The sequence below is a fragment of the Burkholderia sp. RF2-non_BP3 genome (assembly GCF_001522185.1).
Lineage (GTDB): Bacteria > Pseudomonadota > Gammaproteobacteria > Burkholderiales > Burkholderiaceae > Burkholderia > Burkholderia diffusa.
The window spans coordinates 643,497-659,625 of sequence record NZ_LOSU01000028.1 but is presented as its reverse complement, the minus strand read 5'-3'; the positions used below and the strand labels follow the sequence as shown (position 1 = coordinate 659,625).

At 69.1% G+C, this 16,129-nt stretch carries 13 protein-coding genes; 7 read left to right on the top strand and 6 right to left on the bottom strand.

What is annotated here, in order from left to right; all coding sequences use genetic code 11:
- The first annotated feature begins 119 nt into the window (after window positions 1-119).
- From WS45_RS13375 to WS45_RS13350, 6 genes are all read left to right on the top strand, one after another.
- Entirely contained in the window at window positions 120-3,287 is a 3,168-nt protein-coding gene (locus WS45_RS13375; protein WP_059700278.1) for an efflux RND transporter permease subunit, read from the top strand.
- Window positions 3,288-3,320: 33 nt separating this feature from the next.
- Window positions 3,321-4,553: an efflux RND transporter periplasmic adaptor subunit gene (locus WS45_RS13370; RefSeq protein ID WP_059700276.1), complete on the top strand. Its 1,233-nt coding sequence runs from the start codon at window positions 3,321-3,323 to the stop codon at window positions 4,551-4,553.
- A 5-nt stretch (window positions 4,554-4,558) separates the two neighbouring features.
- Window positions 4,559-6,064, top strand: a complete 1,506-nt coding sequence (locus WS45_RS13365; RefSeq protein ID WP_059690006.1) for an efflux transporter outer membrane subunit — start codon at window positions 4,559-4,561, stop codon at window positions 6,062-6,064.
- A 21-nt stretch (window positions 6,065-6,085) separates the two neighbouring features.
- Window positions 6,086-6,781, top strand: coding sequence for a heavy metal response regulator transcription factor (locus WS45_RS13360; protein ID WP_059450219.1), 696 nt, complete (start codon window positions 6,086-6,088; stop codon window positions 6,779-6,781).
- Window positions 6,778-8,235, top strand: coding sequence for a heavy metal sensor histidine kinase (locus tag WS45_RS13355; RefSeq protein WP_059700274.1), 1,458 nt, complete (start codon window positions 6,778-6,780; stop codon window positions 8,233-8,235). The genes WS45_RS13360 and WS45_RS13355 overlap by 4 nt, the downstream gene beginning before the upstream one ends.
- A 94-nt stretch (window positions 8,236-8,329) precedes the next feature.
- Window positions 8,330-8,935, top strand: a complete 606-nt coding sequence (locus WS45_RS13350) for a LysE family translocator (RefSeq protein WP_059690219.1) — start codon at window positions 8,330-8,332, stop codon at window positions 8,933-8,935.
- Window positions 8,936-9,034: 99 nt separating this feature from the next.
- Here the strand turns inward: WS45_RS13350 and WS45_RS13345 are convergent, their stop codons facing one another.
- A complete protein-coding gene (locus WS45_RS13345; protein ID WP_059700272.1) occupies window positions 9,035-9,883 on the bottom strand; it encodes an AraC family transcriptional regulator in 849 nt (282 codons plus the stop codon).
- 161 nt (window positions 9,884-10,044) lie between these two features.
- On the opposite strand from WS45_RS13345, the gene WS45_RS13340 reads away from it, so the two are divergent.
- Window positions 10,045-10,839, top strand: coding sequence for an SDR family NAD(P)-dependent oxidoreductase (locus WS45_RS13340; protein ID WP_059690000.1), 795 nt, complete (start codon window positions 10,045-10,047; stop codon window positions 10,837-10,839).
- Window positions 10,840-10,878: 39 nt separating this feature from the next.
- Here WS45_RS13340 and WS45_RS13335 read toward each other — a convergent pair whose 3' ends face one another.
- The 5 genes from WS45_RS13335 to WS45_RS13315 form a co-directional block, all read right to left on the bottom strand.
- Window positions 10,879-11,253 (bottom strand): hypothetical protein, encoded by a 375-nt coding sequence (locus tag WS45_RS13335; protein WP_059690217.1) that lies wholly within the window; start codon window positions 11,251-11,253, stop codon window positions 10,879-10,881.
- Between the two features lie 223 nt (window positions 11,254-11,476).
- Window positions 11,477-12,547 carry an AI-2E family transporter gene (locus WS45_RS13330; protein ID WP_059525280.1) on the bottom strand — a complete coding sequence of 357 codons (1,071 nt, stop codon included), beginning with the start codon at window positions 12,545-12,547 and terminating at the stop codon, window positions 11,477-11,479.
- A gap of 161 nt (window positions 12,548-12,708) precedes the next feature.
- Complete coding sequence (locus WS45_RS13325) at window positions 12,709-13,818, bottom strand: NADH:flavin oxidoreductase/NADH oxidase (protein ID WP_059700270.1); 1,110 nt, start codon at window positions 13,816-13,818, stop codon at window positions 12,709-12,711.
- A 144-nt stretch (window positions 13,819-13,962) separates the two neighbouring features.
- Window positions 13,963-14,649 carry a type 1 glutamine amidotransferase domain-containing protein gene (locus WS45_RS13320; protein ID WP_059525276.1) on the bottom strand — a complete coding sequence of 229 codons (687 nt, stop codon included), beginning with the start codon at window positions 14,647-14,649 and terminating at the stop codon, window positions 13,963-13,965.
- A 414-nt stretch (window positions 14,650-15,063) separates the two neighbouring features.
- Window positions 15,064-16,098: a substrate-binding domain-containing protein gene (locus WS45_RS13315; RefSeq protein WP_059689997.1), complete on the bottom strand. Its 1,035-nt coding sequence runs from the start codon at window positions 16,096-16,098 to the stop codon at window positions 15,064-15,066.
- Window positions 16,099-16,129: the final 31 nt, after the last annotated feature.

The window sequence follows — 16,129 nt, the reverse complement described above, 5'->3', positions numbered from 1 at the left end:
GCCGCCCCGCCCCAACCTGACAATTCCGCCAGTTTCGCGCCAGTGACCCGTTCCGCCCCGACGCCTATCATTCGGGTTCCCTTCACCGACGCCTGATCACCGCCTGTCCCGCTGCCTCCATGTGGATCGTCAATCTCGCGCTCAGGCGCCCCTACACGTTCATCGTGATGGCCATCATGATCGTGCTGGCCACCCCGCTTGCGCTGATGCGCACGCCTGTCGACGTGCTGCCGGCGGTCAACATTCCCGTCATCAGCGTGATCTGGAATTACACCGGCTTCTCCGCGAAGGAGATGACCAACCGGATCACGGCCGTCCATGAACGGATCTTGACGACGACCGTCAACAACATCCAGCACATCGAGTCGACCTCGCTGCCCGGCATCGCGGTCGTGAAGGTGTTCCTGCAGCCCGGCGCGAACGTGCAGACCGCGATCGCGCAGACGGTATCGTCCGCGCAGGCGATCGTGCGGCAGATGCCGCAGGGCGCGACGCCGCCACTCGTGATCACCTATTCCGCGTCGAGCATCCCGGTGATCCAGCTGGGGCTGTCCAGCAAGACGCTCAGCGAACAGTCGCTCGCCGACATCGCGCTCAACTTCCTGCGTCCGCAACTGATCACGATCCCGGGCGCGCAGATCCCGTTTCCGTACGGCGGCCGCACGCGCGTGGTCGCGATCGACCTCGACCCGCAGGCGCTGCTCGCGAAGGGCCTCACGCCCGCCGACATCGTCAACGCGGTCAACGCGCAGAACCTCGTGCTGCCGACCGGCACCGCGAAGATGGGTCAGACCGAATACCGGATCGACACGAACGCGTCGGCCGACACGGTCGCCGACATCAACGGCCTGCCGGTGCAGACCGTCAACGGCGCGACGACCTACCTGCGCGAAGTCGCGTCGGTGCGCGACGGCTTCGCGCCGCAGACCAACGTCGTGCGCCAGAACGGCCAGCGCGGCGTGCTGATGTCGATTCTGAAGACCGGCGACGCGTCGACGCTGAAGGTCGTGTCGGACCTGAAGGCGCTGCTGCCGAAGGTGATCCCGACGCTGCCCGAAGGGCTCACGATCACGCCGCTGTTCGACCAGTCGGTGTTCGTGAACGCCGCCGTGCAGGGCGTGATCCACGAGGCGCTGATCGCCGCCGTGCTGACCGCGATGATGATCCTGCTGTTCCTCGGCAACTGGCGCAGCACGCTGATCATCGCGATCTCGATTCCGCTGTCGATCTTCACGTCGCTGATCGCGCTGGCCGCGCTCGGCGAGACCATCAACATCATGACGCTCGGCGGGCTCGCGCTCGCGGTGGGGATCCTGGTCGACGACGCGACCGTCACCATCGAGAACATCGAGCGGCACCTGCATCTCGGTACAAACCTGCACAACGCGATTCTCGAAGGCGCGGGCGAGATCGCGGTGCCCGCGTTCGTGTCGACGCTGTGCATCTGCATCGTGTTCGTGCCGATGTTCTTCCTGACGGGCGTCGCGCGCTTCCTGTTCGTGCCGCTCGCCGAAGCCGTGGTGTTCGCGATGCTCGCGTCGTACGTGCTGTCGCGCACGCTCGTGCCGACGCTGGCGATGCTGCTGTTCCGCCCGCAGCAGGCCGGCACCGGCCCCGAGCACGCGACGTCGCGTTTCGCGCGGCTCCATCACGCGTTCAACGCCGCGTTCGAGCGGCTGCGCGCGTGGTACATCGTGCTGCTCAGCATCCTGCTGGTGCGCCGCCGCTTCTACGCGACGTGCTTCCTCGGCTTCTGCGTGCTGTCGACCGGCCTCGTGTTCGTGCTCGGCCGCGACTTCTTCCCGAACGCCGATTCCGGCAACATCCGGCTGCACATGCGCGCCCCGACCGGCTACCGGATCGAGGAAACCGCGCGCCTCGCCGATCAGGTCGAGCGCGCGATCCGCGAAGTCGTGCCGCCCGACGAACTCGGCGCGATCGTCGACAACCTCGGGCTGCCGGTGAGCGGCATCAACCTGTCGTACAGCAACAGCGGCACGATCGGCACGCTCGACGGCGAACTGATGATCGCGCTGAAGCCGGGCCACCGCTCGACCCAGCATTACGTGCAGACGCTGCGCACGCTGCTGCCGCAGCGCTTCCCCGGCGTCGAGTTCTTCTTCCAGCCGTCGGACATCATCACGCAGATCCTCAACTTCGGTCAGCCGGCCGCGATCGACGTGCAGGTGCTCGGCAACGATCTCGCGAGTAACATGGCTATCGCGAGCAGCCTGATGAAAAAGATCAGGCAAATCCCCGGCACCGTCGATGTGCACGTCCTGCAGCGCAACGACGAACCGACCCTGGTGGCCGACATGGACCGTACGCGCATGCAGCAGCTCAGCCTCTCCGCGCAGAACGTCGCGCAGAACATGCTGATCTCGCTGTCCGGCAGTTCCCAGACGACCCCGTCGTTCTGGATCAACCCGCGCACCGGCGTCCAGTACCCGCTGCAGATCCAGACCCCGCAATACAACATCGCGTCGATCGACGACCTGCTCGGCACGCCGATTTCCGCGAGCGGGCGCACGGGCATGCCGCTGCAGCTGCTCGGCAACCTCGTGCAGATCCACCCCGTCTCGAACCCGGCCGTGATCACGCATTACAACATCCGCCCGGCGATCGACCTATACGTGAGCGTCGAGGGCCGCGACCTCGGCTCGGTCGCGGGCGCGATCGACCGGATCGTGTCCGACGCGCGCGCGACGCTGCCGCGCGGCACCGACCTCACGGTGCGCGGCCAGGTCGAGACGATGCGCACGTCGTACATCGGTCTCGGCGCGGGCGTCGCGATGGCGATCGTGCTCGTCTACCTGCTGATCGTCGTGAACTTCCAGTCGTGGCTCGATCCGCTGATCATCATCAGCGCGATGCCGGCCGCGCTCGCCGGCATCTCGTGGATGCTGTTCATCACCGGCACGCACCTGAGCGTGCCCGCGTTGACGGGCGCGATCATGACGGTGGGCGTCGCGACCGCGAACAGCATCCTGGTCGTGTCGTTCGCGCGCCAGCGCCTCGCCGCCGGCGCGCCGCCGCTCACGGCCGCGCTCGAGGCCGGCGCGACGCGGATCCGCCCGGTGCTGATGACGGCGCTCGCGATGATCATCGGGATGGTGCCGATGGCGCTCGGTCTCGGCGAAGGCGCCGAGCAGAACGCGCCGCTCGGCCGCGCGGTGATCGGCGGCCTGCTGTTCGCCACCGTTTCGACGCTGCTGTTCGTGCCGCTCGTGTTCGGCGGCGTGCATTCGCGGCTGGCCCGCCGGCGCGCGCGCCAGGCCGGACACTGATTTTCGCCCCTAGCCTTTAGACCCGGTCAATTCATGGAAGAGAAACATCACAGCTCCGTCGGCATCCAGGTGGACGAACACGGCATGCACCTGCCGACGCGCACGTCGGTGTCGCGGCGCGGGCGGGTCGTGCTGATCGTGGTCGGCGTGCTGCTGGCCGCGGGCGCCGCACGCACGATCGTCGTCAACGTGCTGAACCGCAACCGGCTCGACGCGGTGGCCGAGCAGAACACGCGCCAGTACGTGAACGTCGTGCATCCGGTCGATGCGGCCACCGGCGGCAAGCTGACGCTGCCCGGCACGCTGCGCGGCTTCGTCGAGGCGCCGATCTATGCGCGCGCGAGCGGCTACGTGCTGCGCTGGCAGGCCGACATCGGCGCGCACGTGAAGCAGGGGCAACTGCTCGCCGAACTCGACACGCCCGAGCTCAACCAGGAACTCGCACAGGCCACCGCGCAGCGTCAGCAGGCGCAGGCCGCGCTCGCGCTCGCGAAGACGTCGTTCGACCGCGCGCAGCAACTGCGCCAGCGCGATGCGGTGTCGCAGCAGGAACTCGACGACCGGCAAGGCGCGTTCAACCAGGGCAGCGCGAACCTCGCCGCGGCCGACGCGAACATGCGCCGGCTCACCGAACTGAAGGGCTTCCAGCGCATCGTCGCGCCGATCGACGGGATCGTCACGCAGCGCAACGTCGACGTCGGCGACCTCGTCAATTCCGGCAACGCGGGCCGCTCGCTGTTCACGGTCGTGCAGGCCGACCAGTTGCGCCTGTACGTGCAGGTGCCGCAGGCGTACGCGCAGCAGGTGAAGGTTGGCCAGCACGTGAGCGTCGCGCAGGCCGAGCTGCCCGGCCAGACCTTCGACGGCACGATCACGCGCACGTCCCAGGCGATCGACGTCGCGACGCGCTCGCTGCAGATCGAGATCACGCTGCCGAACCCGGACGGACGGCTGCTCCCCGGCTCGTATGTGCAGGCGACGCTGCCGATGACACCGGTCGGCCGCCTGCAGATTCCGGCCAACACGCTGCTGTTCCGCGCCGAAGGGCCGACCGTCGCAGCCGTCGACGCGAACGGCCAGGTGCACCTGAAGGCGGTGACGATCGCGCGCACGATCGGCCAGACGCTCGAAGTCGACGGCCCGCTCACGCCGAGCGACCGCCTCGTCGCGAACCCGAGCGATGCGCTCGCGAACGGCGACACCGTCATCGTGCAGGCGCCGCCGGCCGTGAAGCCGGCGTCCGCCGCCGCGGGAGCGAAGTCGTGAGCGCGATGCGCGCCCGCCTGCGCCCCGCCGCGGTCCTGGCCGCCATCGCGGTCGCGGCCCTTGCCGGCTGCACGGTCGGCCCCGACTACCGGCGCCCCGCCGTCGAGACGCCGGCCGCGTGGCGGCTCGACCCGGCCGACGCGTACTGGCACCCGGCCGCGCCCGCCCGTGCGCCGCTCGATCCGGCCTGGTGGACCGCCTTCGGCGACGCGCGGCTGGACGCGCTCGAAGCCGACGCGTTGCGCAACAACCAGAACCTGAAGGCCGTCGCCGCACGCTACGACCAGGCGAAGGCCACGCTCGCGTCGGTCGCGTCCGCGCAGTATCCGGCCGTCGGCCTGAACGCGAGCGGCCAGCGCTTCAAGATCTCCGCCGACCGGCCGCAGACCAACTACGCGACGCGCAGCATGTCGACCGTGCAGAACGACATCCAGGTCGCCGCAAGCGTCAGCTACGAACTCGACCTGTTCGGCCGCGTGCGGCGCAGCGTCGAATCCGCGCAGGCCAGCTCCGAGCAGGCGCGCGACGATTTCGCGAACGCGCGCCTCGTGCTGACCGCCGATCTCGCGTCGAGCTACTTCGCGCTGCGCGAGCTCGACAGCGAGATCGACGTCGTCAAGCGCTCGATCGACCTGCAGCAGAAGGCGCTCGACTACGTGAGCGCGCGCCACGACCTCGGCGCGGTGTCCGGCCTCGACCTGCTGCAGCAACGCGCGCAGCTCGACGCGACGCGCACGCAGGCGCAGCTGCTGATCCAGCAGCGCGCGCAGGTCGAGACCGCGATCGCGACGCTGGTCGGCACGCCGGCCCCGGAATTCTCGCTGCCGCCGCGCGTGGTGCCGATCAACGCGCCCGCGCTGCCGACCGGGATGCCGAGCGACCTGCTGCAGCGGCGCCCGGACGTCGCGTCGGCCGAGCGCGCGATGGCCGCCGCGAACGCGCAGATCGGCGTCGCGCGCGCCGCGTACTTCCCGCGCATCGCGCTGTCGCCGGACATCGGCTGGGACGCGACGCGCTTCTCCGGGCTGTTCACCGTTCCGGCGCTGCTGTGGTCGATCGGCGCGTCGGTCAGCCAGCCGCTGTTCGAAGGCGGCAAGCTGAAGGCCGGCGTCGATTTCGCGCAGGCCGGCTACGTGGCCGCGCAGGCCAGTTACCGGCAAACCGTGCTCACCGCGTTCCAGGAGGTGCAGAATGCGGTGACGGGCCTGGCGGTGCTGGCCGAAGCCGCGCAGCAGGCGTCGGCGGCCGTCGACGACGCGCGCAAGCTCGTGTCGCTCGCGCAGGACCGTTATGCCGGCGGCCTCACGCCGTTCATCGACGTGCTGACGGCCCAGCAGCAGTTGCTGACGAGCGAGCGCCAGGCCGTGCAGATCCAGGGTCAGCGTGCGGCGCTCGTCGTGTTTCTCGCGAAGGCGCTCGGCGGCGGCTGGGACGGCGGCGCGACAGGCGGCGCCACGCCGACCGACGTCGCGGCGGCAACCCTCCGGCCCGCCGCGAGCGTCGGCCCCTAACCCGGTTACAAGGACACACCCATGAAGGTCCTGATCGTCGAAGACGAACCGAAAGTCGTCGAATACTTGAAAAGCGGCCTGACCGAGGAAGGCTGGGTCGTCGATACCGCGCTGGACGGCGAGGACGGCGCGTGGAAGGCCGTCGAATTCGAATACGACGTGGTCGTGCTCGACGTGATGCTGCCGAAGCTCGACGGCTTCGGCGTGCTGCGCGCATTGCGCGCGCAGAAGCAGACGCCCGTGATCATGCTGACCGCGCGCGACCGCGTCGACGATCGCGTGCGCGGGCTGCGCGGCGGCGCCGACGACTATCTGACCAAGCCCTTCTCGTTCCTCGAACTGATCGAGCGGCTGCGCGCGCTCACGCGCCGCGCGCGTGTGCAGGAATCGACGCTGATCTCGATCGGCGACCTGCGCGTCGACCTGATCGGCCGGCGCGCGTCCCGCGACGGCACACGCCTCGACCTGACCGCGCAGGAATTCCAGCTGCTCGGCGTGCTCGCGCGGCGCAGCGGCGAGGTGCTGTCGAAGACGACGATCGCCGAACTCGTGTGGGACGTGAACTTCGACAGCAACGCGAACGTCGTCGAGACGGCGATCAAGCGCCTGCGCGCCAAGCTCGACGGCCCGTTCGCGGAGAAGCTGCTGCACACGATCCGCGGCATGGGCTACGTGCTCGAGGCGCGCGAGGACGCCGACAGCGAGAGGCACGCATGAAGCGCTCGATCACCCTGCGTCTGTCGGCGATGTTCGGCATCGTGTCGCTGCTTGTGTTCACGCTGGTCGGCTGCGGGCTGTTCGTGATGATGGAGCGCCAGCTGTTTGCCGAACTGCGCGCGACGATCGACACGCGCGCGAAGGTCGCGCAGATGATCGTGTCGCACGCGACCACCGCCGCGCGCGGCCGCCTGATGCAGGAAAAGCTCGCCGATCTCGAACCGCCCGACGGGTCGACGCGTTACCAGATCGACAGCCCCGACGCCAACTTCCGCTTCGGTCATCCGGTCGACGGCGTGCCCGTCGGCAAGCCGTTCGGTGCGTTCCAGCAATACGCGCTCAACCACAGCAGCTACGACGTGATGACGAAGACCGTCCCGATCGCGGGCAGCGGCGAGCGCCCCGACCTGAAGCTGATCGTCGCGTCGTCGTGCGAGCGCACGCAGCGGATGCTGCGCCGTTTCGTATGGACGCTCGCCGCGCTGATCGCGATCGCCACCGTCGTCACGCTGCTGCTGAGCCGCGCGGTCGCGCGTTTCGGGCTCGCGCCGCTCGAACGGCTGTCGCAGGACGCGGCGGTGATCAACGCCACCGACCGCCGCCAGCGGCTGCACACCGACGCGTTGCCGACCGAGCTGCGCGATCTGGCCGCGTCGTTCAACGGCGCGCTCGAGCGCATCCAGCAGACCTACGCGCGGCTCGAGGCCTTCAACGCGGACGTCGCGCACGAGCTGCGCACGCCGATCAGCATTTTGATCGGCCAGACCCAGGTCGCGCTGACGAGCCGCGACCGCTCGGTCGACCGGATGCGCCAGACGCTGCAGTCGAACCTCGAGGAGTTCGAGCGTCTGCGCGTGATCATCAACGACATGCTGTTCCTGTCGCGCAGCGATCGCGGCGAGCGCGCGACCGACCTGAAGCACGTGTCGCTCGCCGACGAAGTGCGGCGCATGCTCGACTTCCTCGAGATTCCGCTGGACGAGGCGCAGTTGCGCGCCGAACTGCACGGCGATGCGCGCGCGGCCGTCGACCCGTCGCTGTTCCGCCGCGCGATGACCAACCTGCTGATCAACGCGATCCAGCATTCGGCGCCCGGGGCGACGCTGAACGTGACGATCACGCCGCGCGACACGCTCGTCGACGTGTCGGTCGCCAACCCCGGCGAGCCGATCGACCCCGTGCAGCGCTCGCACGTGTTCGAGCGCTTCTACCGGCTCGAGGAAGCGCGCGCGAACAGCAAGGAGAACCACGGGCTCGGGCTGTCGATCGTCAAGGCCGTCGCGGAGATGCACGGCGGCAGCGTGTTCGTCGCGTGCTCGGGCGGTGTCAATACGTTCGGCTTCTCGGTGTCGACGCAGGCGTGCAGCGTCGGCCCGATACGCTCAGCCGAGGCCGCCGACGCGGGCGACCCGCACGCGCTGCGACCGACCCACGCGCCGCGCGCGATGCACTGACGGCACCGCGCCGCCCAGGGCAGTTTTCTTCAATACGGACACGCGCGGCTTCTTTAGTCTCGATGCGACTTTCACATTCGCATGGAGACACATGATGAGCATGCTGGTTTCGATGGCCGCGTTCGCGCTGGCGTCGTCGATCACGCCCGGTCCCGTCAATATCGTCGCGCTCGGCGCGGGCGCGCGCCACGGCCTCGGCGCGAGCCTGCGCTATGCGGCCGGCGCGACGCTCGGCTTCGTCGCGCTGTTTCTGCTGATCGGCCTCGGGCTGCACGCGGCGCTCGCGCGCTGGCCGATGCTGACCACGGCCACCCAATGGTCGGGGATCGCGTTCCTGCTTTACCTCGCGCTGCGGCTGGCGCTCGACGATGGCCGGCTGTCGACCGATCCGGCCGATCCGGACGCGCCAAACGTCGCCGGCCCGTCGGCGGCGGCCGGCGCCGCGATGCAATGGCTGAATCCGAAGGCGTGGCTCGCATGCGTGGCCGCGATGGGCGCGTATGCGGCCGATGGCGATCGCGCGCAGGTGTGGCAATTCGCGGCGCTGTATCTCGTGATCTGCTTCGCGTCGATCTCGTGCTGGGGGTATGCGGGTGCGTCGCTGCGGCACTGGCTCGCGAACGCGCGGCGGATGCGGCTGTTCAACCGCGCGATGGCGCTGCTGCTCGCGGGCAGCGCGCTTTATCTGCTCGACGTCTAGCGTCGTCGCTTCGAACGGGTGTTGCTGCGGGCGGCGGGCAGCGGGCGGCGAGCCGTCGCCGGCCGCTGCGGCGCCGGCATGGGGCGGCCCTTCCCCCGCTCAGTTCGCGGCGCTTCGATATTGGCCCGGCGTGGCGGCCGCGATGCGCCGGAACGCGCGCTGGAAATGCGCCTGGTCCGCAAAGCCCGCATCGAGCGCGACCTCGGCGATCGGCCGGCCGCGGCGCAGTTCCGCGCGGCCGTACTGCACGCGACGGTCGACCAGGAACGCATGCGGCGTCATCCCGTAGCGGGCGTTGAACGCGCGGATCAGGTAGGACGGCGACAGGTCGGCGGCCGCGCAGATCGCATCGAGCGTGACGGCCTGACGGCAATGCGCGGCGATGTAGTCGGCCGCGCGCGCGAGCTTCGCGTTGTCGGTCCCGCGCCGCGTATCGACGGGCAGCTCGCGATCGAGCGCGCCGTGCAGCCGCGTGAAGAATTCGACCGCCGCGCTTTCCTTGCCGAGCGGATCGACGCCGGGTGCCACGAGCGTGCGGTAAAAGCCGCCGAACTGCGCGAACAGGTCGCGCCGCTCCGTCAACTTCGGCGAAAAGCCGCGAAAATCGCTGTTCGGGTCGCGTCCGAGCGCATGCTGCAGCCGCGCGAGCCAAGGCACGTCGACATAGACCATCCGGTACGCCCACGCGTCAGGGCCATACGGATTGCACGCATGCACCTGCTCCGGATCGATGATCACGAGCACGCCGCGCCCGACGTGTTCCTTCGTCGCGCCGTTCAGGTAAGTGCTCGTGCCGCCGACGATCGCGCCGAGCGAAAACGTGTCGTGCGTGTGCTTCGCGTAGCAGATCGTCCGGCCGTCGTCGACGGTGCGCGCCTCGATGAACGGCAGCGCGGCGTCGCGCCAGAACGGCGACGGCACGGCGAGGGGGGTGGCGGAACGGCTCACGCGACGGGCTCCCGGATCGGATGGCGAACGCACACCGTACAAGACTGCGCGACGCGATGCAACCGCGAACCGACGCTTCGCGGCCGGATCGCCTAAGCTTTGATTTCGGCCGCCGCGGCAGACGCGGCGGGTTCCGTTTCCCTCTTCCAATCGGTACATTCATGCATATCGATCTGACAGGCAAAACCGCGGTCGTCACCGCTTCCACCGCCGGCATCGGGCTGGCGATCGCCGAAGGGCTCGCGCAGGCGGGCGCACGTGTCGTCGTCAACGGACGCAGCGACAAGTCGGTCGATGCCGCGCTCGCGCAGCTGCGCAGCGCGGTCCCCGGCGCGGACGTCGACGGCGTCGCCGCCGACCTGTCCGATGCCGCCGGCGTCGCGCGCGTCACGCAGCACACGCCGGAGGCCGACATCCTCGTGAACAACGCGGGCATCTACGGGCTGAAGGCGTTCTTCGACATCGACGACGACGAATGGGCCCATTACTTCCAGATGAACGTGATGTCCGGCGTGCGTCTCGCGCGGCACTACCTGAAGGGGATGCTCGCGCGCAACACGGGCCGCGTCGTATTCATTTCGTCGGAATCGGGCCTGAACATCCCGGTCGACATGATTCACTACGGGTTCACGAAAACCGCGCAGCTCGCGATCGCGCGCGGCCTCGCGAAACTCGCTGCCGGAACCAACGTGACCGTCAATTCGGTGCTGCCGGGGCCGACGATGTCGGAGGGCGTGCGCGCGCTGCTGAAGGAAACGGCCGACGCGACGGGCCGCAGCATCGACGACGTCGCGGTGGATTTCGTGCGCAGCGAGCGCGCGAGCTCGATCATCCAGCGGCCGGCAACGACGGAGGAAGTCGCGAATCTGGTCGTGTATGTCTGCTCGCCGCAGGCCTCGGCGACGACGGGCGCGGCGTTGCGCGTCGACGGCGGCGTGGTCGACACGATCGCGTGACGACTGCGTGACACGCGCGCGCGGCGCATGGCGGCCGCGCTATCGCGAGGCCGCCTTGTCCGGTTGAAGCGTGCCCTTGCGGTCGGCGTCCATGCAGGTATCGAAGCCGTATTGCGTGACGGCCCCGGCCTTGTCGAACACGACGAAGTACGCCCGGTGTTCGTTGCCGTGCTCGATGAAGTAGTTGTAGCAGACGCCGCTGCCGTTACGGACCATCCACACGCTGCGCGGGTTGCCGCCCGCGCGGACAACGTCGGCGCGCGTCGCACCGTGCCGCGACGCGGCCCGCGCCAGCGGCGTGCGCGAATAGGAGAACGGCAGCCACGAGTCGAACCACGCGCAGCCGTGCAGCATCAGGCAGCTGGCGGCCAGCGACAGCGTCGCTGCGGGACGGGACATCGGAATCAATCGCATGCTTGGAAAAATCTGCCGCGCCATGCCGGCGTGATCGAAAGCCCCATGCTACTAGACCTTTGGGTCCGGATCGAAAAGAAATGTAGAGACTTGTGTCCGACGCCGCGCTCGGCGCGGCCCGGCGCGCGCCCGATCGTCGCGAACCGTGACGGCGCCGCGCGGGCTCGCACACGCGTCGATGCCGTTGCGCCGATGGCCCGGATCGGCACAACGAGCCTCGCCGTCACGCGACCCACTCGGCCCACAGCATCGTCAGCACCGTCATCAGCGCCGGGCCGACGAACAGTCCGATCAGGCCGAACGTCTCGGCGCCGCCGAGGATGCCGAACAGCACGAGCAGGAACGGCAAGCGGGTCGAGCTGCCGATCAGCACCGGCCGCACGAAATGCTCGGCGACGAACACGACCACGAAGCCGAGCGCCAGCACCACGACGGCCCACGCGGTCGCACCCTGCACGAACAGCCAGAGCGCCGCGCCGCAGAACACGATCGGCGCGCAGAACGGCAGCATCGCGGCGACGGCCGTGACGAGGCCGAGCAGCGCCGCATGCGGAACCCCCGCGAGCGCATACGCGACGCCGAGAATGGCGCCCTCGCCCAGCCCGACGACGACCAGCCCCGTCACCGTGCCGTACACGGCCGCGACCATCCGTTCGATCAGGTGCGCGCCGCCGCGGCCGAACGCACGCCGCGCGCCCTGCAGCAACGCACCCGACAACTTGTGCCCGGCCCGCATGATCACGAACAGCGTGACCAGCATGAAGCCGAATTCGAGCAGTGCATGCGCGAGCTTCGTGCCGAACTGCCGCCCGAACGCGATGAACTTCTCGCCGCTCGCGCCATGCATCGCGGTGCCCGCGTGCAGCGGATGACCGAGATTGGCCTGCCACCACTCGGTGACCTGCGCGGCACCGTACGGCAACCGGCCGACGACGTCCGGCAGCGGAATGCCGTTGTCCTGGATCGAGTGCAGCCAGATGCGCAGGTCATGCGCCTGCGAGATCGCCTGGCCCAGCGCGATGGCGACCGGCAGCACGACCAGCAGCGACACGCCCGCGGTGATCGCGGTCGCGATCAGGGTTGGCCGGTCGCGAAACCAGCTGTCCGATTCGAAGCGTTTCAGCAACGGCCACAACGCGATCGCGATCACGCAGGCCCACGCGATGGCGGGAAGAAAATCGCGGATGACCCACAGCGCGAGCACCAGCAGCGCCGCATACAGCACGGCGCGGGCGATCTGCTGGGCACGCGGCCGCGCGGCGGATTCCTGGGAAGGCGAGACATGTGCGCGCATGGCACCTCTGTCGAAATGAAAAAATGGCGGTTCGCGCGGCCCGAGGGCCGGTGCGAACCGCCATTCTATCCATCGATACCGCCACGGCACGCGGACGCGATGCCAAGCATTGTCAAATGCATGGCGCCAACGTCGCGCCCGCCGCGCGGTGCGACCTGCGCTCAGGCCACCTTGTCGGCGACGCGATAGCGTTCGAGCCAGTGCGCGTACGGCGCAGGCAGCGTCCACGACGGACGCTCGACGCCGAGCTGCTTGGCCGCGTAGTACGGCCAGTGCGGATCGGCCAGATGCGCGCGGCCGACCATCACGAGGTCGAGCTGCTGTTCGGCGACGACGCGCTCGGCCAGTTGCGGCGTGTCGATCCCCCATGCGGACGACACCGGCAGGCCGGCCTCGCGGCGCACGCGTTCCGCGATCGGCGCGAGGAACGCCGGGCCCCACGGAATGCGCGCGTCGGGCGTCGAGAAGCCGACCGACACGCTCAGCATGTCGAGGCCTTCCTGCTTCATCCGCTGCGTGAGCGCGATGGATTCGGCGAGCGTTTCCTCATCGCGGCCGTCGTATTCGATCACGCCGAGACGCGCGGTCAGCGGCAGATGCTCCGGCCAGACCTGGCGGACGGCCTTCAGCGTGTCGACGAGGAAACGGCCGCGGTTTTCGGCGGAACCGCCGTACTCGTCGTCGCGCTGGTTTGAATGCACGGAGAAGAAGCTCTGGCCCAGATAGCCGTGCGCGAAGTGCAGTTCGAGCCATTCGAAGCCGAGGTCGCGGGCACGCTTCGCCGACGCGACGAAGTCGGCCTGCACGCGTGCGATGTCGTCGTGCGTCATCGCGCGCGGCGTCTTCGGCAAATGCGCGCCGAACGGCACGGCCGACGGTGCGATGGTCTGCCAGCCGCGCGGATCGCCGTCGGCGATGTGGTCGTCGCCTTCCCACGGTCGGTTCGCGCTCGCCTTGCGGCCCGCATGCGCGATCTGGATGCCCGGCACCGCGCCGGCCGCCTTGATCGCCGCGACCGACGGCGCGAACGCCTCGGCCTGCGCATCGGTCCACAACCCGGCGCAGCCCGGCGTGATGCGGCCTTCCGGCGACACGGCCGTCGCCTCCGCGATCACGAGGCCCGCGCCGCCGCGCGCGATGCCGGCCAGATGCACGTGATGCCAGTCGTTGACGACGCCGTCTTCGGCGACGTACTGGCACATCGGCGGCACCGCGATGCGGTTGCGCAGCGTGACACCCTTGAGTTTGAACGGTTCGAACAGGGCAGACATCCACCACTCCTTTGCTTGGTTCTACGAAACGACTGGATGAGCCGTCGTGCGGTGCGCACGACGGAACGGTTCGGGCCGTCGCCGGGCCGGATGCGCCCGACGACGGAAACGGCCAGGTGCCGGTCATGCCGGCACCGCGCCGGCTTACTGACGGCCGAGCTTCGCGAGCAGCGCCTCGGCAGCGGGTTCCGACGACGCGGGGTTCTGCCCCGTGATCAGCAACCCGTCGGTGACGACATGCGGCGCCCAGTCGGCGCTGCGCTCGAACTGCGCGCCGTTGGTCTTCAGCATGTCCTCAACGAGGAACGGCACCACTTCCGTCAACTCGACGGCCGCTTCCTCGCTGTTGGTGAAGCCCGTCGCACGCTTGCCGCGCACGACCGATTCGCCGGTCTTCGGATCCTTCACGTGGCGCAGCACGCCCGGCGCGTGGCACACGGCCGCGACCGGCTTGCCCGCCGCCAGCGCGCGCTCGATCAGGCCGATCGAGTGCAGGTCCTCGGCGAGATCCCACAGCGGGCCGTGCCCGCCCGGATAGAACACCGCGTCGTAATCGTCGACCGACACGTCGGCCAGCTTGCGCGTGGCCGCGAGCGCGGCCTTGGCCGCCGGATCGGCGTCGAAGCGGCGCGTGGCGTCGGTCTGCGCGGCCGGGTCGCTGCTTTTCGGGTCGAGCGGCGGCTGGCCGCCCTTCGGCGATGCGAGCGTCAGCTCGATACCCGCATCCGTGAACGCGTAGTACGGCGCGGCCAGTTCCTCGAGCCAGAAGCCGGTCTTCTTGCCGGTGTCGCCGAGCGTGTCGTGCGAGGTCAGGACAACCAAAATCTTCATGATCGGACACTCCTTCGAAATGGGGGAACGGGGCCGCGTCGCGGCGGCAGCCCACGCGACGCACGCCGCGTGCCGGCGACGACGGCGCGCCTGCCGGTTAGGCCGCCGGCACGCGTCAACGTGCCGGCTCCGTGCCAAAAATATTGCTCGAGTCTATTAGACCAGTCGTCTAGAGTTGGCTCGAAAAAAAACGACGGCATCTCCTGCACCACCAGCATTGCAGCGCGATATGGCATCTTCGCGTCCGTTGGCAGGAACGACGTCGCATTCATGAGGCTGGATGATAGCCCCGGATTAGACCGGTCGTCTAGAAACCTGGCATTCAGCCCTGCCGCCGTCATGGCTTTTGCGCCGGAGCGCGCCCCGCAACGTGCGTTGCCGATCGCGCCCCACGGGGGCGTGCCGCCGAAACGGCTAGCCGTGTACCGGCCCGTCCGTATCGCCTGCCTCGATGATCGGCATCTCGAGCCGATGGCCGCGCACGCCGTCGGCGAGCAGGCCCAGCATCAGATCCGCCAGCGCACGCCCGGTCGCATGCCCGGTCGGCTGCACCACGGCCGTTACCCGATGCGGACACGCGACCTCCGGCGGCACCCCGTCATAGACGATGAGCGACATGTCCCGCCCCAGGCGCAAGCCGCTGTCGACCAGCGCCCGGAACGCGCCGCCCCCCGAAATGTTGTTGTCGACGAGCAGCGCAGTCGGCCGTTCAGCCTGTGCGAGCAGCGCCTGCGCGCCCTGCTGGCCGCCGTCGCGCGTAAACGGACACTCGACCAGCAGCGCCGGATCGGGTTCGATGCCGGCCTCGCGCAGCGCCGCGAGATAGCCGGCGCGGCGCTGCATCGCGAAATTCAGCGACAGCGGCGCACTGATCATCGCGATCCGCCGATGACCGAAGCCGATCAGACGCCGCACCGCATCGCGCGCGCCCGCTTCGTTGTCGAAATCGAACCACGCGTAAGGCTCGGCGGTTTGCGTACGGCCATACGCGACATACGGAAACGCATTCGAGCGCAGGTACGCGAGGCGCGGGTCGTCGACCAGCGTGCGCGCGACGATCAGCCCGTCGACGAGCCGGCCGTCGACGAGCCGGCGATACGAGTCGAGTTCGGCGTTCGGCCGTGCGGCCGCGATGATGAAGTCGAGATTGCGCTCGCCAAGCCGCTCGGTGATGCCCGCAACGACTTCACCGAAGCGCGGGTCGCCCAGATCGCCGGCTCCGAACGGATACACGATGCCGATCGCATCGGCACGCCCCGTCGCCAGCCGCCGTGCGGTCGGATCCGCGACATAACCGAGTTCGCGCGCAGCCTTCATCACGCGTTCGCGGGTCGCCTCGCTCACATCGTCGTAGCCGTTCAGCGCCCGACTGACCGTCGTGCGCGACAGTCCGAGCGCATCCGACAGCGCCTTCAGATTCACCTTCACGTCGCTCCTCGCGTTGTGCATGCCATTCGTTCAATCCGCGCGTAGCGGCAAT